This is a genomic window from Parasynechococcus sp. (genome assembly GCF_042954325.1).
GTDB lineage: Bacteria > Cyanobacteriota > Cyanobacteriia > PCC-6307 > Cyanobiaceae > Parasynechococcus.
Genome location: NZ_JBGKDS010000029.1, coordinates 1 through 19,106, shown reverse-complemented (window position 1 = coordinate 19,106; position 19,106 = coordinate 1). Strand labels below are relative to the sequence as shown.

Annotated in this window: 22 protein-coding genes; 9 read left to right on the top strand and 13 right to left on the bottom strand. The window is 62.2% G+C overall.

Annotated features, from left to right (window positions below; all coding sequences use genetic code 11):
- The first annotated feature begins 49 nt into the window (after positions 1–49).
- The 4 genes from ACGVKB_RS04765 (at position 50) to ACGVKB_RS04750 (ending at position 4,343) form a co-directional block, all read left to right on the top strand.
- A complete protein-coding gene (locus ACGVKB_RS04765; protein ID WP_392350159.1) occupies positions 50–1,687 on the top strand; it encodes an NAD(P)H-quinone oxidoreductase subunit 4 in 1,638 nt (545 codons plus the stop codon).
- A gap of 77 nt (positions 1,688–1,764) precedes the next feature.
- Positions 1,765–2,133, top strand: a complete 369-nt coding sequence (locus tag ACGVKB_RS04760; protein WP_392350158.1) for a lipopolysaccharide assembly protein LapA domain-containing protein — start codon at positions 1,765–1,767, stop codon at positions 2,131–2,133.
- Positions 2,134–2,227: 94 nt separating this feature from the next.
- Positions 2,228–3,121 carry a segregation/condensation protein A gene (locus tag ACGVKB_RS04755; RefSeq protein ID WP_392350130.1) on the top strand — a complete coding sequence of 298 codons (894 nt, stop codon included), beginning with the start codon at positions 2,228–2,230 and terminating at the stop codon, positions 3,119–3,121.
- 43 nt (positions 3,122–3,164) lie between these two features.
- Entirely contained in the window at positions 3,165–4,343 is a 1,179-nt protein-coding gene (locus tag ACGVKB_RS04750) for a sugar phosphate nucleotidyltransferase (protein ID WP_392350157.1), read from the top strand.
- Here ACGVKB_RS04750 and ACGVKB_RS04745 read toward each other — a convergent pair.
- Positions 4,324–5,217, bottom strand: a complete 894-nt coding sequence (locus ACGVKB_RS04745; protein WP_392350129.1) for a methylenetetrahydrofolate reductase — start codon at positions 5,215–5,217, stop codon at positions 4,324–4,326. The two genes, ACGVKB_RS04750 and ACGVKB_RS04745, sit on opposite strands and share 20 nt — an antisense overlap.
- Positions 5,218–5,299: 82 nt before the next feature.
- Between ACGVKB_RS04745 and ACGVKB_RS04740 the strand changes: the two genes are divergently transcribed.
- Complete coding sequence (locus ACGVKB_RS04740) at positions 5,300–5,572, top strand: LuxR C-terminal-related transcriptional regulator (protein ID WP_392350128.1); 273 nt, start codon at positions 5,300–5,302, stop codon at positions 5,570–5,572.
- Positions 5,573–5,745: 173 nt separating this feature from the next.
- On the opposite strand, the gene ACGVKB_RS04735 is transcribed toward ACGVKB_RS04740, so the two are convergent.
- The 9 genes from ACGVKB_RS04735 to ACGVKB_RS04695 all read right to left on the bottom strand — a co-directional run bounded on the left by ACGVKB_RS04735 (position 5,746) and on the right by ACGVKB_RS04695 (position 13,290).
- Positions 5,746–6,258: a CYTH domain-containing protein gene (locus ACGVKB_RS04735; RefSeq protein WP_392350127.1), complete on the bottom strand. Its 513-nt coding sequence runs from the start codon at positions 6,256–6,258 to the stop codon at positions 5,746–5,748.
- Positions 6,259–6,260: 2 nt separating this feature from the next.
- Positions 6,261–7,211: an NAD(+) kinase gene (locus ACGVKB_RS04730; protein ID WP_392350126.1), complete on the bottom strand. Its 951-nt coding sequence runs from the start codon at positions 7,209–7,211 to the stop codon at positions 6,261–6,263.
- A 19-nt stretch (positions 7,212–7,230) separates the two neighbouring features.
- A complete protein-coding gene (nuoK, locus tag ACGVKB_RS04725) occupies positions 7,231–7,560 on the bottom strand; it encodes an NADH-quinone oxidoreductase subunit NuoK (RefSeq protein WP_392350125.1) in 330 nt (109 codons plus the stop codon).
- A gap of 14 nt (positions 7,561–7,574) precedes the next feature.
- Positions 7,575–8,177, bottom strand: coding sequence for an NADH-quinone oxidoreductase subunit J (locus ACGVKB_RS04720; RefSeq protein WP_392350124.1), 603 nt, complete (start codon positions 8,175–8,177; stop codon positions 7,575–7,577).
- Positions 8,174–8,806: an NAD(P)H-quinone oxidoreductase subunit I gene (gene ndhI / locus ACGVKB_RS04715; RefSeq protein WP_392350123.1), complete on the bottom strand. Its 633-nt coding sequence runs from the start codon at positions 8,804–8,806 to the stop codon at positions 8,174–8,176. Before ndhI ends, ACGVKB_RS04720 begins: the two co-directional genes overlap by 4 nt.
- A gap of 73 nt (positions 8,807–8,879) precedes the next feature.
- Entirely contained in the window at positions 8,880–9,998 is a 1,119-nt protein-coding gene (nuoH, locus tag ACGVKB_RS04710; protein ID WP_392350156.1) for an NADH-quinone oxidoreductase subunit NuoH, read from the bottom strand.
- Between the two features lie 27 nt (positions 9,999–10,025).
- Complete coding sequence (locus ACGVKB_RS04705; protein ID WP_392350122.1) at positions 10,026–11,216, bottom strand: citrate synthase; 1,191 nt, start codon at positions 11,214–11,216, stop codon at positions 10,026–10,028.
- A gap of 30 nt (positions 11,217–11,246) precedes the next feature.
- On the bottom strand, positions 11,247–11,732 hold the full coding sequence (locus tag ACGVKB_RS04700) for a SixA phosphatase family protein (RefSeq protein ID WP_392350121.1): 486 nt from the start codon (positions 11,730–11,732) through the stop codon (positions 11,247–11,249).
- The gene (locus ACGVKB_RS04695; protein WP_392350120.1) at positions 11,710–13,290 is read right to left on the bottom strand and encodes a DUF3352 domain-containing protein; all 1,581 of its coding nucleotides are present in this window, start codon (positions 13,288–13,290) and stop codon (positions 11,710–11,712) included. The genes ACGVKB_RS04700 and ACGVKB_RS04695 overlap by 23 nt, the downstream gene beginning before the upstream one ends.
- 53 nt (positions 13,291–13,343) lie before the next feature.
- Between ACGVKB_RS04695 and ACGVKB_RS04690 the strand changes: the two genes are divergently transcribed.
- Together ACGVKB_RS04690 and ACGVKB_RS04685 are read left to right on the top strand one after the other, a co-directional pair.
- A complete protein-coding gene (locus ACGVKB_RS04690; RefSeq protein ID WP_392350119.1) occupies positions 13,344–13,697 on the top strand; it encodes a rhodanese-like domain-containing protein in 354 nt (117 codons plus the stop codon).
- A complete protein-coding gene (locus ACGVKB_RS04685) occupies positions 13,697–14,674 on the top strand; it encodes an HrcA family transcriptional regulator (RefSeq protein WP_392350118.1) in 978 nt (325 codons plus the stop codon). The genes ACGVKB_RS04690 and ACGVKB_RS04685 overlap by 1 nt, the downstream gene beginning before the upstream one ends.
- A gap of 12 nt (positions 14,675–14,686) precedes the next feature.
- Here ACGVKB_RS04685 and trpB read toward each other — a convergent pair whose 3' ends face one another.
- Positions 14,687–15,943 (bottom strand): tryptophan synthase subunit beta, encoded by a 1,257-nt coding sequence (trpB, locus tag ACGVKB_RS04680; protein WP_392350117.1) that lies wholly within the window; start codon positions 15,941–15,943, stop codon positions 14,687–14,689.
- 22 nt (positions 15,944–15,965) lie between these two features.
- Complete coding sequence (locus tag ACGVKB_RS04675) at positions 15,966–16,925, bottom strand: class I SAM-dependent methyltransferase (RefSeq protein WP_392350116.1); 960 nt, start codon at positions 16,923–16,925, stop codon at positions 15,966–15,968.
- 29 nt (positions 16,926–16,954) lie between these two features.
- Here ACGVKB_RS04675 and ACGVKB_RS04670 point away from each other — a divergent pair, with 29 nt between their 5' ends.
- Entirely contained in the window at positions 16,955–17,281 is a 327-nt protein-coding gene (locus ACGVKB_RS04670) for a translation initiation factor (RefSeq protein ID WP_392350155.1), read from the top strand.
- Positions 17,282–17,315: 34 nt separating this feature from the next.
- Positions 17,316–17,936 (top strand): adenylyl-sulfate kinase, encoded by a 621-nt coding sequence (gene cysC / locus ACGVKB_RS04665; protein ID WP_392350115.1) that lies wholly within the window; start codon positions 17,316–17,318, stop codon positions 17,934–17,936.
- On the opposite strand, the gene ACGVKB_RS04660 is transcribed toward cysC, so the two are convergent.
- Complete coding sequence (locus ACGVKB_RS04660; RefSeq protein WP_392350114.1) at positions 17,896–18,972, bottom strand: AI-2E family transporter; 1,077 nt, start codon at positions 18,970–18,972, stop codon at positions 17,896–17,898. The two genes, cysC and ACGVKB_RS04660, sit on opposite strands and share 41 nt — an antisense overlap.
- Positions 18,973–19,106 lie beyond the last annotated feature (134 nt).

Sequence of the window (19,106 nt, the reverse complement as noted above, 5' to 3'; positions counted from 1 at the left end):
ATCAGGCTTCTGATTTCTACGATCAAGCCAGAGCAGTTCTGGCGTGTTCGTGATCGATTTTGCCGTCGCAGGACTGAGCGACCCCATCCCGGCAACGGTGCCGTGGCTGAGTCTTTCGATTTTGGTGCCGATCGTCGGCGCCCTTCTGGTGCCATTCATCCCGGATCAAGGGGAAGGCAAGCAAGTGCGTTGGTACGCGCTGGTGGTCACTCTGACCACGTTCTTGATCACCGTCGGGGCCTATCTATACGGATACGACCCATCCATCAGCGGTCTGCAGCTGTCTGAACGCGTCAGCTGGCTGCCCGACCTAGGGCTCACCTGGGCCGTGGGAGCCGACGGCCTGTCGATGCCGCTGATCCTGCTGACCAGCTTCATCACCAGCCTGGCCTGCCTGGCCGCCTGGCCGGTCAGCTTCAAGCCACGGTTGTTCTATTTCCTGCTGTTGGCCATGGACGGTGGCCAGATCGCCGTATTCGCGGTGCAGGACATGCTCCTGTTCTTCCTCGCCTGGGAACTTGAGCTATTGCCGGTCTATCTGCTGCTGGCGATCTGGGGTGGCAAGAAACGTCAGTACGCCGCCACCAAATTCATCCTCTACACGGCAGGTAGCTCCCTCTTCATTCTCCTAGCCGCCCTCGCCATGGGCTTCTTCGGAGGTGGGACACCCAATTTCGAATACACCACCCTCGCCGCCAAGGAATTTGGCACCGGCTTCCAGTTGCTCTGTTATGCCGGCCTCCTGATCGCCTTCGGGGTCAAGCTGCCGATTGTGCCGCTGCACACCTGGCTGCCGGACGCCCACGGCGAAGCCACGGCCCCGGTGCACATGCTTCTGGCCGGGATCCTGCTCAAGATGGGTGGCTACGCCCTGCTGCGCTTCAACTGTGAGCTCCTGCCAGCAGCCCATGCTCAGTTCGCGCCTCTGCTGATCGTGCTGGGGGTGGTGAACATCATCTATGCCGCGCTCACCTCATTCGCCCAGCGCAACCTCAAACGCAAAATCGCCTACAGCTCGATCAGCCACATGGGCTTCGTCCTGATCGGCATTGGCAGCTTCAGCTCCCTTGGCACCAGCGGGGCGATGCTGCAAATGATTAGCCATGGCCTGATCGGTGCAAGCCTGTTCTTCCTGGTCGGCGCCACCTACGACCGCACCCACACCCTGCAACTCGACGAAATGGGTGGTGTGGGCCAGAAGATGCGAATCATGTTTGCGCTCTGGACCGTCTGCGCCCTCGCCTCACTGGCGCTGCCGGGCATGAGTGGTTTTGTCAGTGAGCTGATGGTGTTCGCCGGCTTCGCCACCGACGAGGCCTATACCCTCCCGTTCCGTGTGGTGATCTGCGGCCTGGCAGCCGTCGGTGTGATCCTGACGCCGATTTATCTGCTTTCGATGCTGCGTGAAATCTTTTTCGGCAAGGAGAAGGCCGAACTGGTGGATCACACGAATCTGGTGGATGCCGAGCCCCGAGAGGTGTACATCATTGGTTGCCTGCTTGTGCCAATCATCGGCATCGGCCTTTATCCCAGGCTGATGACCGACAGCTACAGCAGCTCGATTGAAGCTCTGGTCAGTCGAAACCTCGGTGCGATGGAGCGCATCAGCCAGCCGACGGCGCCGCTGATCCGAGGTCAGGCCCCGGTGCCGGCACTTCTGCAGGCCCCAACCCTCAACGCGTCATAAATCACGTATCGAAGCTGTCGTCAGAGCGGAGCGGTTTGCGTAAGTTCTGAGGCACCGTGTCGTCGCCTCCAGACACCATGCGCCAGGTCAACTTCACCCTGATCTTCAGCTTCGGGTTGCTGATGGTGTTCTTCACCTTGGTGAACACCACTCCGACAACAGTTCACGTCTTTCCCGGGTTGCAGTACACCCTGCCCCTGGCGGCACTCTTGCTGCTGGTCGCTGGTATTGGTGCCACCGCCGCTTGGCTCTTCGCCAGCTGGAGCGGAATGCTGAACACCGTCGAGCAGATCAAACAGGCCGGCGAATTCGAAGCGCAGCAGGTTCGAATCCAGGAGCTGGAAACCGATCTCAACCGCTACCGCTCCACCGTGGAAACCCAACTTGGCCTCCTGCCAGCCACGACCGTGACCCACGAGAGCAGCGAGTCCGAAGACGACAGCTGACCCCGACATCCGAGGCGGTCAATCGAGCGGGTCCCCCTGGCGCGCCTGCGTTCTGATCGATAGGTTGCCCCTAGTGACGCATGGGGACGGCTGGGTGGAACACCGTCAGGGTGCCGAATCCGGCGCTCGCCTCGCCATCCGTCTGCTTCAGGACGCTGCCGAACGGGGTGATCTCGATCCATGGGATGTGGATGTGATTGCCGTGATCGATGGCTTCCTCGATCAACTGCGCCAACGCATTGAAGTCCCCGGGAAGGTGGCAGCGGCGCTTGCTGGCAGTGGAGGCACCTATGAGCGCGACCTCGCTGACAGCAGTGAGGCATTTCTGGCCGCCTCCGTGCTGGTGGGCCTGAAAGCAGAAATGCTCGAAGCCAGCATGCTTCCTCCTCCTCCCGAGCTGGAGGAAGCCTTTGAAGGGGAGCTGGATGGAGCCGACTGGCTCGCCCCCGTGATCGATCTGCCGCGACGGCCAGAACGTCATCTGCAACGGCGCCCTGTGGCGCCACCCCCGCTGCGCCGCCCCGTCAGTCTCGGGGAGCTCATTGAGCAGCTGGAGACCATCGCCGAGCAGCTCGAATCCGATGAACTCGCCGCCAAGCGACGGCAACGCCGCAAACGCTTCAGCCATCAGGAGGCGATTGCCCAAGTTGCCGGCTTGGCCCACCGGGAAAAGTTGCCGGAAACCACCGCAGCCCTGGGTGTCTTTCTCAATGGATGGGACGACGCTCTGGATTGGGTTGATTTCGAGCAACTGGTGGCCCGCTGGGTGGAGGTCGCCGCAGCCGACCTCGACACCGATCGCGTCGGCGTGTTCTGGGCTTTGCTGTTTCTCTCGTCCCAAGGGCGCGTGGAACTGGAGCAAAACGGTTGGCTGCATGCCCCGCTGCGCCTGAAGCGCCTGGTTCAGAGCGTCACCGTTGTGCAGGGATCACTGGGGGATCTGAACGTGCCAGATCCAACGCCGGCTCGACCAGCTCTGGCGGCCTGAAGCCGGGTTTAACCTGCACCATCCTGTGATGCCCGAAACGCCGATGAAGGCGATGATTCTGGCGGCTGGTAAGGGGACGAGGGTTCAGCCGATCACCCACGTGATCCCGAAGCCGATGATTCCCATCCTGCAGAAACCAGTGATGGAGTTTCTGCTGGAATTGCTGAAGGAGCACGGCTTCACCGAAGTCATGGTGAACGTCTCCCACCTTGCTGAAGAAATCGAAAATTACTTTCGTGATGGCCAGCGCTTCGGCGTGGAAATCGCTTACAGCTTTGAAGGACGGATTGAAGACGGTGAGCTGATTGGATCAGCACTTGGATCCGCCGGTGGCCTGAAGAAGATTCAGGATTTCCAAGGCTTCTTCGATGACACCTTCGTCGTGCTCTGCGGCGACGCCCTGATCGATCTGGATCTATCGGATGCGGTTCGTCAGCACAAAGCCAAAGGGGCACTGGCCAGCCTGATCACCAAACGGGTCCCCAAGGACCAGGTGAGCAGCTACGGGGTCGTGGTGACCGACGACGAAGACCGCATTTCCGCCTTCCAGGAAAAGCCAAGCGTCGAAGAAGCACTGAGCGACACGATCAATACCGGTATTTACATCTTCGAGCCGGAAATCTTCGAGCACATTCCCTCTGGCGTCTCCTTTGACATCGGTTCGGATCTGTTCCCCAAACTGGCCGAAATCGGGGCACCGTTTTACGCGATCCCGATGGAATTCGAATGGGTCGACATCGGCAAAGTCCCCGATTATTGGCAGGCCATCCGCAGTGTGCTCAAGGGTGATGTTCGTCAGGTCGGCATCCCCGGCAAAGAGGTGCGTCCAGGCATCTACACCGGCCTGAATGTCGCGGCCAACTGGGACAAGATCAATGTGACCGGCCCCGTCTATGTGGGCGGCATGACCAAGATCGAAGACGGGGCCACGATCGTTGGCCCAACCATGATTGGCCCCAGCTGCCACATCTGCGAAGGCGCCGTGATCGATAACTCGATCATTTTTGACTACTCACGCATCGGCGCCGGTGTTCAGCTGGTGGAGAAGCTGGTGTTCGGTTGCTATTGCGTCGGCAAAGATGGCAACCATTTCGACCTCCAGGAAGCCGCGCTCGACTGGTTGATCACCGACGCCCGCCGTCAGGACCTGGTGGAACCATCTCCGCAGCAAAAAGCCATGGCCGAATTGCTGGGAACCGACCTCACCCAGGCAGCAAGCTGACACCGGCACGCTCAAGGATCTGAGGAATGCGTTCTTCAGCCTTGATCGCCATCAGATGCACTCCCTGGACAATGCCGAGGTAACGCTTCACCTGTTCTGCGGCGATGGCGATGCCTTCCGCGGCGGGGTCGTCCGCTTCAGCAAGACGCTGGATCAACCCCTCGGGGATGCATGCCCCCGGAACCATCCGGTTGATAAATAGAGCATTTTTGGCTGACTTGAGCAAAAAGACGCCCGCCAGAACCGGCAACTCCAGCGGAGCCGCCAATTCGGTCTGAAACCGCTCGAGCGCAAGCGGGTCCATCACCATCTGGGTTTGAACGAAACGGGCCCCGGCCTCACGCTTTCGATTCAGGCGCCGTTGCAAGCCACTCCAGCTGCGGGAATGGGGATCAGCGGCGCAGCCTTGAAACAGATCGGTCGGGCCATCGGGCAACATCCCCTTCACAGGGTCGTCACCGCGGTTAAAGGCACTGACCTGACGCAACAACTTGACGGATTCGAACTCATTGACCGGCCTCGCATCCGCTTGATCCCCGGCACGGACAGGGTCCCCCGTCAGGCAAAGCAGATTGCGGATGCCGAGGGCATGGGCACCGAGCAGATCAGACTGAAGGGCAATGCGATTGCGATCCCGGCAAGCCAGCTGCCAGACAGGCTCCAGCCCTGCATCCAGAAGCAGACGGCACACCACCAAGCTGCTCATGCGCATCACGGCACGGCTGCCATCGGTGACGTTCACGGCATGAACACGCCCACGCAAGCACTCGGCCATCGCCAAGGCGTGGGAAGGATTGGCTCCCCTTGGAGGCATCACCTCAGCCGTGAGTGCCTGAGCCCCACTTTCAACAGCGCGCTGGAGCGCAGACGTCAAATTCCGATCCGTCTCAGCTGCCCACTATGCAGGATCGAGATCAGTGAAAGGACCTACACTTCGACCAACGAGGGGTTGAGGCATGGCATCGGCTGCATCATCTGACTCCCTCAACATGGCGCTCTCCGGCCGAGAGGTCGAAATCATTGAGTTGGTCGCCGAAGGGCTGACCAATCAGGAAATTGCAGACCGTCTGACGATCAGCAAGCGGACCGTGGACAACCACGTCAGCAATGTGTTCACCAAAACAGGGTCCAAGAACCGTGTTGCACTGCTGAATTGGGCCATGGACAACGGCAAGATCTGCCGGGATGGCTTCAACTGCTGCGCCCTTCCAGAACACGACGACCCTTAACCCGCAACGACGACGCGATCGGCTCCGGTAAGGCTTCAAGCGAACACAGGTCCATGGGAAGACCAAAGAGGTCGGCGTAATCCACGCAGGCTTCACTCGTCGACCCGACACATCTCAGAATTCCTTCGGAGTCGTAGAGGCCAACCACGGGCGCCGGAAGCAACCCATCAAACCTAAAGGAAATCTGAAGAGATGGCTAGTCTTTCCGGCTCGGGCCAGGACTGGACTGGTTCCGCCGCCAGCCGAGCGTTGGACCAACGCGATTCACCGGTGAGCTCACGGCCGCACCACGGCGGCAACACCAGTTCTGAATGGGCTGTCTCCAGCTCCACCTCCGCCAAAACCAAGGGGGCATTGCGACCGGCGAAGCAATCCACCACCCAGTCCCCCCCAGGCCAATCGACGCTGAAACGGGTCTTCTCCAAGCGATGGGGTGCCAAAGCCCACAGCGCCTCCGCATCCTCCACAGGAATGCCGTACTCAAACTCATGGCGGACCAGGCCCTGGCGGTCGGCTGCTGCCTTCAGGGTGAGCCAGGCCTGATCAGCAGCTCGAATCCGCATTCGCACGGTGACCCCATCGGCACTGGCCGCCAGGTAGCCCTGACGCAGGGGTTGCGGTGGACCAGCGAGGGCTTGCCAGCCGGCACCAGTGACCAGAAAGCGACGTTCGATCTCCAGTGCCATCTTCAGTTCACCGACGGTTGGGCCGCCGTGAGACTGCCGGCCCAATGCAACTTCTGGGACAACGTGCGGTAGTACGAAGGGCTCTGATTGAGCTGCAGCATCAGGGCATGGTGGCGGGCCTGCTGAACAACGCAGCATTCGCCGGGCTCCAGCACCGTGCCTCCGGCGCCATCCTTCCAAAGCTTCACCTGATGGCCAGCGTCTCCCAAGGGCCAGATCACCAACCTGGAACGGGGCGGCACCACAACGGTGCGGCTGGAGAGGCTCATCGGACAGATCGGTGTGATCACCATCGCATCGATGCCGGGATGAAGGATGGGACCACCGGCGGCCATCGCGTAGCCGGTGGAGCCCGTCGGCGTCGCCAGGATCAAGCCGTCACCGCGCACCTGATCCACCACCTCACCATCGATCTCCAGCTCCAGGGTGCAGGTGGGAGACACCTCGTCGCGATAGGCCCGAAGGTAGAAATCGTTGAGGGCCCAGTGGTGCAGATCGTCGTCTTCGAGGTCGAGGGCCGAGAGGAAGGGGCCGGAGTCGGCACGCTCCTCAGCCGTCCGCCGATCGACGATGGCCTCGAGCATCATCCGACGCTCAATCGCGTATTGATCAAGGCTGAGGCGTTCCCAGATCTCATCCCCCTTCAGCACCCGACGGTCGTGGGTGAGAAAGCCAAGGTGGCCGCCCACATTGATGCTCAGGATCGGGATGTCATGCACCGCCAGGTGACGGGCGGCACCAAGAACAGTGCCATCGCCGCCGAGCACAACAGCCAGATCGGGCAGGCTCTCAGCCACAGCCAACAAACCGGGGAACGGATTGATCCGAGCCCCGGACATGGCCGTGACAACGGTGGACCCCAGGGCCTTGAGCTCTTTGGCACATTGACGCGCCTCCCGTTGAGCAGGCTGACTGTCGGCCCGATAGATCACCCAGACCAGATCGAGACGCATCGCTGTGGGCGCGTCGCTGTTACCAGCGGAGCAAATTGAACTGTTCCATGTCGACCGTAACGCGGTTGCGGTAAAGCGACAGGAGAATCGCAAGACCAACGGCAGCTTCCGCCGCCGCGACCGTGATCACAAACACGGCGAACACCTGACCACGGATCAGGTCTCCATCCACGTAGGAGGAGAACGCCATCAGATTGATATTCACACCATTGAGCATCAACTCGATGCTCATCAGCACCCGAACGGCGTTCCGGCTGTTGATCAGGCCCCAAACCCCGATCGAGAACAGCATGGCTGCCAAGAGCAGGTAAGCCTGTAGCGAAGGAAGTGTGGCAAGGATCTCGTTCATCGTTCAGATCGGAATTAAGACGAGCGACGCTCGAGGAGCAGTGGTGTTCGAGATTTTTCGATCAGGCCTTGATCGGCCACCTCTCCGGTGACGACATCGGTGGCCAGCACATCGCGACGGGCCAGAACAATGGCTCCGATCATGGCCATCAGCAGCAGAACAGAGGCCACTTCAAAGGGAAGCAGGTAATCGGTGAACAGATGCTCACCAATCCGAGCTGTCGCTTCTTCTCCGACGGCTGGAGGACCGGGCAGAGCCCAGGGTGTGGTGACAACAACCCGCACCAGCAGGCTGAACAGGCCAAGACAAACGGCTGCAGACACCGCACGACGCACGCCCAATCCGGCGATCGCCTTGAGATCTTCCCGCTTGTTCACGAGCATGATCGCGAACAGGATCAGCACATTGATCGCACCGACGTACACCAGAACCTGAGCCGCCGCCACAAAGCTGGCGTTGAGCAGGAGGTAGAGGCCGGCCACCGCCATAAACACGCCGCCCAGCAGAAAGGCGGAGTACACGATGTTGCTCAGAAGAACAACACCCAGGGCTCCAGCCACCACGACTGCGGACAGCACCAGGAAGCAGATCAGCTCAGTGGTTGTCGCAATAGTCACGCCTTGCCCTCCTTGGTGTCACCGGAGGATTGTCCCTCATCCTTGACCGGAGCGAGGGTTTGCAGAACCTCAGAGGGGAGCTTGCCCGCACGGGGTCTGTCGGCGGAAACGCCGTGGGGGTCGATCTCACCGGCCGGAAGATAAGCCAGCTCACGCAGGGGCTGCACCGACGGATCGGTGGTCACACTCGTTGGCAAACGTCCCAGGGCAACGTTGTCGTAGTTGAGGCTGTGGCGATCAAAGGCCGCCAGTTCGTACTCCTCGGTCATCGAGAGGCAATTGGTCGGGCAGTACTCGACACAGTTCCCGCAGAAGATGCAGACGCCGAAGTCAATGGAGTAGTTGCGCAACTCCTTTTTCTTGGTTGCCTTGTTCATCACCCAGTCGACGACTGGAAGGTTGATCGGACACACCCGAACACAAACCTCACAGGCGATGCACTTATCGAACTCGTAGTGAATCCGTCCCCGGTAACGCTCCGAGGGGATCAGTTTCTCGTAGGGGTACTGCACCGTGACGGGACGGCGCTGCATGTGGTCAAAGGTGACAGCGAAACCCTGGGCCAGGTTGCGGGCCGCATCCACGGCATCCCGCGTGTAGTCACCAACCTGTTTGAGGAAACCGAACATGGACTGGAACCTGGAAGAGGAGGGAATCAGGCCTCCACCCCATGATGCCGGGGCGGAAGCGGAACGCGAGAACTCAGCCGCCGAAGGCGACGGGGAACGCCAGCTTGAGGGCGGCGGTGATCAGCAGGTTGACCAGGGCCAGCGGAAGCAGAAATTTCCAACCCAAATCGAGCAGCTGGTCGATCCGGACCCGTGGGGTGGTCCAGCGCAGCAAGATCGCAACGAAGACGAGCAGATAAGCCTTCAAGACCGTCATCACGATGCCAACGGAGCCGGTGATGACCTGCACCAGTGGAGCATCAACGGACTGGCCCAACCAGCCAGCCAGCCACTCCACAGGGATCGGGAAGCCCCAACCACCGAGGTAGAGCACTGACACCAACAGGGCTGACAGCACCAGGTTGATGTAACCGGCCAGGTAGAAGAGCGCGAACTTCATGCCCGCGTACTCGGTTTGGTAGCCAGCGACGAGTTCTTCCTCCGCTTCCGGGAGGTCGAAGGGAAGGCGTTCACACTCGGCCAGGGCACAGATCCAGAAAATCAGGAAACCCACCGGCTGACGCCAAATATTCCAACTCAAAATCCCCGCACCGTTCTGTTGACTCACGATGTCAACCGTGCTCAGGGAATTGCTCATCATCACGATGGCCAAAACCGCCAAGGCGAGCGGAATCTCGTAGCTGATCGACTGGGCCGCGGCCCGGAGACCACCCAGCAACGAGTACTTGTTGTTGGAGGAATAGCCCGCCATCAGCAGACCGATGGGCTGAACACTGCTCAGGGCAATCCAAAGGAAGATGCCCACGCCGACATTGCTGATCAGCAGGTTTTGGCCGAAGGGAATGATCAGCCAGGAGGCGATCACCGGAACCACCACCAGGACGGGACCGAGCGTGAACAGCAGACCGTCGGCGCGCGCAGGGATGATGTCTTCCTTGACCAGCAGTTTGAGGCCGTCAGCCAGGGGCTGAAGAATGCCGAGGGCACCGGCATATTCCGGACCAACGCGCTGTTGAACCGCAGCGGAGATTTTGCGCTCAAGCCAGACAGAGACCAGAACGCCAACCACCGCAGCCACCAGCACCAGCAGCATCGGCAGCGGGAGCCAAAGCAACCGTGCGGCCTCAGCGGAGAGGCCCAACCCCTGCAGCGCCTGGCTGAAACTTAATTCCAGGTCCAGTCCCGGACTCACCATGGTGTCGACGGAAGTCAGTGCAACTTAGGCCGCCGGAGCCGAAACCCGACCATCGATGGGCATCCAGACGCGTGGTTGAGAGCCCGAATAAATCTGAGACGGGCGGAAAATCCGGTTCGCTCCGAGCTGTTCACGCCAGTGCGCCAACCAGCCCGCAACCCTGGCGATGGCGAACACAGGGGTGAACAGATCCCGTGGGATCCCCAGCTTGCGGTACACGAGCCCGGAATAGAAATCCACATTGGGGTAGATCCCCTTGGGACCGAGACGTGCTTCCGCTTCCCGCTCGAGGGCGCGGGCCACGTCATAGAGGTTGTCGTGGCCGAACTGATCAAACATCTCCTCGACAAAGGACTGCAGGATCACCGCCCGTGGATCTTTGACGCGATATTCACGGTGCCCAAAGCCCATCACCTTCCGCTTGGCGGCAATCGCCTGATCCAGATAGGCACCGGCCTGATCGGGCGAGCCAATCTCCTCGAGCATCGCCAGCACATCCTCGTTCGCACCGCCGTGTAGAGGCCCTGCCAGGGTGCCCACCGCCGAAGCCACAACCGCGTAGGGATCGGTGAGGGTGCTCGCGGTGACGCGGGCACTGAAGGTGCTGGCGTTGAGACTGTGCTCGGCATGGAGCATCAGACAGCGGTCAAAGATCCGTGCCGCCAACGGATCCGGTTCCCGCTCGGTGAGCATGTAGAGGAAATTGGCCGAATAGGCCAGATCGTCGCGGGGCTGAATCGGATCCTGTCCTTTGCGAATCAGCTGAAACGCCGCCACCATCGTCGGGATCTTGGCGATCAGGCGAACCACCGCTTGATAGATGTAATTCGGGTCGTCGATCGCACGTCGCGAATAAAACAGTCCCAGGGCCGCCGCACTGGATTGCAGGGCATCCATCGGATGACCACTGGCCGGGAAGCACTTCATCATGTCCCGCACCCGGAAGCTGACGCGGCGGTGCATCTGCACCTCATGTTCAAAGGCAGTGAGCTGGTCCCGGGTGGGCAACTCGCCCCAAATCAGGAGGTAGGCGGTCTCCAGAAAACTGCTGTTAACCGCGAGCTCCTGCATGGGATAACCGCGATAGGTCAACAGACCCTTGTCGCCATCGATGTCACAGATGGCGGACTGCGTCGCCGGGACACCGTCAAGTCCTGGCCTCAGCTCGATCCCCGTCTTCGCATGACGCAGGTCACCCGTCTGCTGCTGTGCCAACGCCCCGTTCCAACATCACTCTCCTGCAACCTAAGCCGAGGTGTCCAAGAGAAGCCCCGGCCGAAGCAGGGCCCGCAGCCTCCACTGGCCATCGCTGCGATGCAGATGGAGCACTCCGGCTTTTTTCAGAACCAATTGCCCTGGAGCCATGCCGAGCAATCGGCATGCCATCGCGCTGAGATCCGGTTCATGCCCGACCAGCGCCACACGGCCAGCGAGCTCCTCCATGAGGTCCGGGAGCGATGCACTGTTGGGCCGCAGCCGTCCATCGATGGCCAGGGTGGGGGCAAAACCAACCTCCCGGGCCATCTGCGCCGTCTCCAAGGCGCGGCGGTAGGGACTGCTGATCAGATGGTCCATGCAGACCCCCCGTTGGACCAATGCCTCCAGCACAGCACGGGTCCGGGCTCGCCCCCGATCGGTCAGGGCTCGATCGGGGTGGTCCCGTCCTGAGATCCGCTCCACGGCGATGCCATGGCGCACCAGAACCAACTCAACTGAGGTCGAGTCGGCCATGGAACGGCAACAGGGTCTGCTGATCATCCACGCGATCCCGATCGACCGCCAGGGCCATGCCATCGACATGGCCCTGCAGGGGGTTGCCGACCAAAACCTGCAGCAACTGCCAGGGGCGCCACTGGCTCAGCAGGGTGCGGGCCGGATCCGCGGACAGCAGCAAACCCTGGGCCGGGTCCGCCTGGACCATGAGGTCCTGCCAGCTGGCCAGGAGGGGCTTCAGAGCACGCGTGTCGTTGCGTTGACCCAGGGCGGCGAGGGTTTCCCCCCACCAGTTGCGATCTGCACCCTCGACCCTGGCCAGCGCCAACTGCGCCTCCAGGCCTTCCGAACGGCCCCGCTGACGCACGAGGCGGGTCCAAACCTGCCAGGCCTCTCCATCGACGGCCAGTTCAGACCTGGACAACCCCTGCGCCTCTAACGCAGATGTCACGCTCTCAATGGTGGGTTGCGTCCTGCGGCTGGCCAGCAACCACCCCCGCGACTGCTGCTCCCACAGCAGGGGACCGGCATCTCCTACGGCCAACAACTCGGGCGTCTCGGCCTCCGCCAACTGCGCCCGCAACAGCGGTCCGAGCCAACGGGCCAGCGGATGGCGCTCTGTGGGGTCCAGCAGACGTTGGGGGTTCTGCAATTGCGCCAGCCAGCTCGGCGATCCGCCGGCGGTGGCACTGAGGTCATCCAGCCGCGGCCAGGAGGCAACCTCCAAGCGATCGCGGTAGCGCAGGGCCCCATCCATGACCAACGAGGCACCCTCGGGTCGCAGGGCGACCATCAAGCCATCGAGCGCAGGATCCTCAGTGAGCTCACCGGGCCATTGCAACCACTGATGCATGGCCTGGGGGGAGGCGGTCAGGACGGCCATCCCCTCACCGAGCAAGGCGAGCTGATCCTGCAAGCCGACGTCGCCAAGTTGATGCTGATCGGCAATCTGCGACACATCCAAGGCCTGCTCCAGCACACCGCGACCGGAGGCCAGCAGGAGCAGATCGTCATCAATCAGGGCGGTCGCCATCGACTGGGACTGCCGTCCGGCCAGGACCCCCCGGGCACTGATCAGTCCCATCCCGCGGTAGCTGCTGATCTGAAGATCAGCACCAGCGAGACTGCGGGTCTGCCAGAAGCGCTGCACAAACCGACGGGCGCCGTCGGCATCCCGGCTGGTCAAGGCCAGAACCCAGCCCGGTTGATCGGTGGTGTTCAGGAGGGTCAGGCTGATTTGTGGCCCCAGCCAACTGGCCAGTTCGGTTTGAAAATCCAGGCCCGCCAGAGCGAACACACCATCCCGCCAATGCTGGGCCTCATCTCTGGCCAGGCGGCGATTCGACGCCGGTGCCACCGCTTGCACATAAGCCGGCAAACGGGAGGGGTCCAGCAACCAGTGCAGGGACAACGCCGCATCACGGGGCACAAAACGGGCGGCTCGGGGCAGCTCCAGCGGTTGATCGGCCAAGCGCAACGGACTGCGTTGGTTCATCGCCCAAAGCAAGCCGCTGGTCAACAGAACCAGGGACAACAGAACGCCGGCCAGCGCCGTTAGGAAAGGGCGGGCCTTCATGGGCCAGCAAAGTCAGATGGCCTCATCTTTATCCATCACCGCAGAATGGCGCCATGACGAGGACGCATCCACAACAGATCACGGCGCCGGAGCTGCAAGCCTGGCTGGCGAGCGACCGGCCTCAGCCCCTGCTGGTGGATGTGCGGGAAGACCAGGAGCTCGCCCTCGCCCGTCTCCCCCATGACGTGCTGCATCTACCGCTCAGCCGGTCCAATGAGTGGCTGGCGATGCTCCCTGACACACTCCATGCCGAGCAGGCGGTGGTTGTGCTGTGCCACGCCGGTGTGCGGAGTCACCACTTTGGGCTGTGGCTGCTGGAACAGTCCTGGGGGCTGGAGGTATGGAACCTTGACGGTGGTCTTGACGCCTGGAGTGTGCAGGTGGATCCCTCGATTCCCCGCTATTGATGAAGCCCCTGTCCGCACGACAGCGACAGGTGCTCCAGGCCACGGTGCACCACTACGTCGACACGATTGAGCCAGTCGGCAGTCGGACGCTGGTGCAACGGTTTGGCATCCCGGTCAGTTCGGCCACCGTGCGGTCCGCCATGGGCGCCCTCGAGCAGCGGGGCCTGCTGATGCAACCGCACACGTCCGCCGGTCGGGTCCCCAGTCAGCTGGGCTATCGCCATTACGTCGACTGCCTGTTGCCAGAACCGGGACACTCCGTTCAGCTTCTGGAACGGGAACTGACGGGCCTGACGCTGCGCTGGGCCGCCCTGGACGACCTGCTGGCGCAGTTGGCGCGACGGCTGACGGATTTCACTGGCTTGATGGCCCTGATCAGCCGACCGGCCCAACAACACCCCGCACGGCTCGAAGCGATTCGCCTGGTGGGGAGCGGTGATCGTCTTCTGGTGATGCTGGTGGAGGACAGCGGCCGGGCCAGCCATCTCAATCTGCGGCTGCCGTTCGGTGCCGAACCAGAACTCAACGCCATCGAACGCTGGACCGACCGACAGCTCGCAGGGGGCGCCATCAACTGGGACAGCCTGCCGCCACAACTGCAAAACACCGGGGGGGTATTGCGCCATGCCCTCGAGCTGAATGAACAAACCGAGGAGCAACCGGTGGTGGTGCATGGCCTCTCCCGCCTGATCGCAGAGCCGGAATTTCAAAGCAGCAGCGACGTGCGTCCACTGGTGGAATTGATTGACGAACAACCTGGGGCTGTGGTCCGCACCATCAGCCAATCCGGTGTCTGGATCGGCGAAGAACATCCCCATCGCGCTCTCCAGAACTGCGCGGTGGTCCAGGCCCCCTATCGCTGTGGCTCCGATGGAGTGGGTCAGGTGGCCCTGCTCGGACCCATGCGCATGGCCTATGCCACAGCCAAGGCAGCGGTCCAACGCGTGGCCCGCCACCTGGAACTGGTCCTCAGCTGAACGGCGCTGAACTCAGAGCTTGTCGCCGAGCTTGTCGGCCACGGTGTTGACGTCCTTGTCACCACGACCGGAGCAATTGATCACGATCTCCGTGCCCTCGGGCAGGGTTGGGCAAAGCTGCTCCAACCAGGCGAAGGCGTGGGAGGTCTCGAGGGCTGGAATGATCCCTTCGAGCTCACTGACCAGACGCAGGGCATCAAGGGCCTGCTCATCGGTGACGGCGGCATATTCAGCACGGCCGATCTCCCGCAGGTAGCTGTGCTCGGGGCCCACACCGGGATAGTCCAGACCTGCACTGATCGAATGCGCTTCCTGCACCTGACCATCACCGTCTTGCAGCAGCAAGCTCATCGCACCATGCAACACACCGGCGCGGCCCTCGGTGATGGTGGCGGCATGGCGGCCGGTTTCAACACCATCGCCTGCGGCCTCCACCCCAATCAGACGCACCGAGGTGTCCTGAACGAAAGGATGGAACAGGCCCATTGCGTTGGATCCGCCACCGACACAGGCCATCAACACGTCCGGCAGACGCCCGAAGGCCTCCTGGCACTGCTGCTTGGCCTCCTCGCCGATCACGGCATGGAAATCGCGCACCAACATCGGATAGGGATGCGGACCGGCGACCGAGCCCAGGATGTAGTGGGTGGATTCCACGTTGGTGACCCAGTCCCGGATCGCTTCGCTGGTGGCGTCCTTGAGGGTTGCGGTGCCGGCGGTGACCGGTTGCACCGTGGCCCCCAGCAGACGCATCCGGAACACATTGAGGGCCTGGCGACGCATGTCCTCCGCGCCCATGTAAATCACGCAGTCGAGGCCAAAGCGAGCACAGACGGTGGCCGTCGCCACGCCGTGCTGACCGGCACCGGTTTCAGCAATGATCCGCTTCTTCCCCATCCGCAGGGCCAGCAAAGCCTGGCCAAGGGCGTTGTTGATCTTGTGCGCACCGGTGTGGTTGAGGTCTTCTCGCTTCAGCCAGATGCGCGGGCCACCATCGGCACGGCGGTAGTGGGCCGTGAGCCGTTCGGCTTCGTAGAGGGGCGTCGCACGACCGACGTAGTTCTTGAGTAATCGGTTGAGTTCAGCGGTGAACGCGGAGTCTTTCCAAGCGGCCGCCGCAGCCTGTTCCAGCTCCGCAAGAGCCGGCATCAAGGTTTCGGGGACGTACTGACCACCGAAGCGACCGAAGCGACCATGGGCGCCGGGGCGGACCGCCGGCTGCAGGCTGGCTGGATCCGGAGTACTGGCGTTGGGCAGGGTGCTGGTCACGGATCCACGGTGGAGCGTCGGCTCAGCGTAAGCAGGCGATCACACGATGCCGTGGATCGCAGGCGCTGATGCTCAATTCTCGAAAACCCGCCTGAGTCAACGCCGCAGGCATATCGAGGCTGAAATATTGCTCGATATAGGGCTCTGTGCTCTTGAGCAGGGTGGCCACCGGGGCCGGCAAACGCTGCAACACGGATGAGGCCGGATCCTGGTCCACCATCACCAGCACACCGCCGGGCCGCAGCAACCGTGCCGCTTCCTCGAGCACCGCATGGGTGGCCTGCTGAGGCAGTTCATGGCAGACGAACTGAAGACTGATCAGATCGATGGATCCTGCATCGAGCCCGGTGGCTTCCGCGGCGGCATGGCGCCAGTCGGACACCAGCCCGTCGCTGTCCCGCACCCGGGCGACCGCGAGCATGTCGGGGGAAAGATCCAGACCGATCAGTTCAGGGCTGGGCTCACCGCGTTGGGCGGCACGGCCGTTCAACCAGCGGGCCAGCGCCTGGGTGCTGACACCCACCGAACAGCCGAGGTCCAGCACCCGATGCAACGCCCCGCCGAGCAGGGGCTCCACAGCGGCATGGATGGCATCCCGCAATTTTCGCTGGGCTTCAGCGGGGGTGAGCTGCTGGTCGGGCCAGACCCTCAGGGCCATGGCATCGGTGGCCTGCTCCGCCTCAGCCGCGGCCTGCCAGCAGAGGTTGCCTTGCTCATAGGCGTGAAAGCGAGCGAGGTAGTAATCCGGGGGATGCAGGCCAGCGGTGGTGGTGCTGGCCAAAAGTGGTTCAGCCGCCTGCCGCAACTCCTCCCGGCGTTGACGCCAGGGGATGCCATTGCGTTCTGCCGTGCGGATGATCAATTGCCGCGCCTGAAAAAACAGAGGTCGCCGGAACAGGCTGATGCCGATCAGCGTTTCGATCAGACGGCCCAGGCCGCGGCTGGAATCAGCCCAACGGGGGGACGCGGCGGCGTTGGTCATTGAGAATGAATCGACTTGCAACGGGGCGGATGCCCAAGGGCGGCTGGCAGGAATTCAGCAGCGCTGACAGTCTGCAGCGGCCGAGCGGGCCAGCGGCGGAACCGACACCGAAGGCGCAGCAGATGGTGCGCGTGCAACCAACGCGCGGAGGCAAAGGCGGCAAAACCGTGACCGTGATCCGTGGCCTCGAGATCGATGGCGCTGGTCTCAAGACCCTGCTGAAGAAGCTGAAAACCCGGATCGGCAGCGGTGGCACCGCCAAAGACGGACTGATTGAACTGCAGGGTGATCAGGTGGATCTGACCCTGGAGCTTCTGGCCAAAGAGGGGTATCGGCCGAAACGTGCCGGCGGCTGAGGGACAATGGCGGGCCCAAGCCCCCCCTGTGGTGATGACCGCTGCGACTCCCAAGGCCACCAATATCGTCTGGCACGAGGCCTCGGTGGACCGGGCCGCGCGCGCCGAGAAGCGTGGTCACCGCAGCGCCATCCTCTGGTTCACCGGATTGTCGGGTTCTGGCAAAAGCACCCTGGCCAACGCCGTGAATGCCGCTCTGTTTGAGCGCGGTCTGGCCACCTACGTGCTCGACGGCGACAACGTGCGCCATGGCCTCTGTAAGGACCTTGGCTTCTCCGATGCCGATCGTGAAGAGAACATCCGCCGCATCGGCGAAGTGGCGAAGTTGTTCCTCGATGCCGGTGTGATCGTGCTCACCGCCTTCGTCTCCCCCTTCCGCGCCGATCGCGACAAGGCCCGTGAGCTCGTCGAGACAGGCGACTTCCTCGAGATCTTCTGCGCCGCCGACCTCGATGTTTGTGAGTCCCGCGATCCCAAGGGGCTGTATGCGAAAGCCCGCTCCGGAGCCATCAAGGAGTTCACCGGTATCTCCAGCCCCTATGAAGCACCGGAGTCACCGGAGCTGAAGATCGACACGGGCAGCCAAGAGCTGAGCGAATCGGTGCAGGTGGTGCTCAAGGCACTGGAAGAGCAGGGTGTGATTCCGACGGCTTGAGATCAGAGCGTGCCGCGTCGGCCAGCGTCTTGATGCAGCTGGCCACCGGCACCGCCAACAACAGTCCGAGCAGATCGCCCACACCGAAGATGTGTCCCAAACGGGAGCCGATGGGCAAAGCGATCAACAACCAAGCCGGTTGCAATCCAACGATGCTGCCCATCAAACGGGGCTGAATCACCTGATCCACCACCTGTCCCACCAGGATCGCCGCAATCAGGAGTTCCACAGCGGTCCCCAGGTCCTGCACCGCCAAGATCGCGCTGACAAACACGATGGTGAGCGCGCTGGCGTAGGGAATCAGGGTGGTGAAACCAATCAGCACCGCGAACAGCACGCCGTACGGAATCTGCAGGGCACTGAAGACCAGCAGTTGTCCACCACTCAAGATCAAGGCCAGCACCACCTGACCGGCGAAGTAACCGCGGAAGGTGCCTTCCAGGGTGGAGGTGACCAGATCCCGCCAGCGCTCCGGCAACCACTGGGCCAGACCGGCGGTGATCGAATCAGCGCCCAGCAGCAGGAACACCGCTAACACCAGCACGATCACCACGTTGATCGTGGTGCCGACGGTGGCCCCAAGGATGCTGAGCAGACGACGACTGAGCTGGGTGGCAACGCGACTGATCTGCGACACCAGATCGCTGCTGGGATCGCCGAAATCCGCAGGAAGCCCATGGCTGACCGCCCAGGCTTGGCTCTGATTGATCCACTGCTCCGCCGCGGTCAGCAGCGCCGGAGACGCGCTGATCAACTGGCTGAGCTGTTCGATCAGCAACGGCACCAGCGTGACCGCCGCCAGCACCAACAGGCCCAGGGTGAGCAGCACCACCGCCGTCATCGCGACGGAGCGTGACAGGCCGCGTCGGGCCAACCAACGGCAAGGCAAGTCCAACAGGAACGCGATCAGAGCCGCGGTGAGAAACAGCCCTGGGAATGGAGCGAATTGCACCAGAACCCGCTTGAGGACAAAGGCATTGACCCCAAGCAGCGGCAGCACCAGGCCAAGACGCAACCAGGCGGGCCAGGTGATCATCGGTTGCTCCAATCAGGGATCAAGACGGGCTGGCTTGGATGCCGCACTGACGTAATGGCACCAAAACGACAACCAGGCCGCAATCCCGAGAAATTTCGCCCCTTCCTCAACAATCTGAACGGTCTGGTACGAGT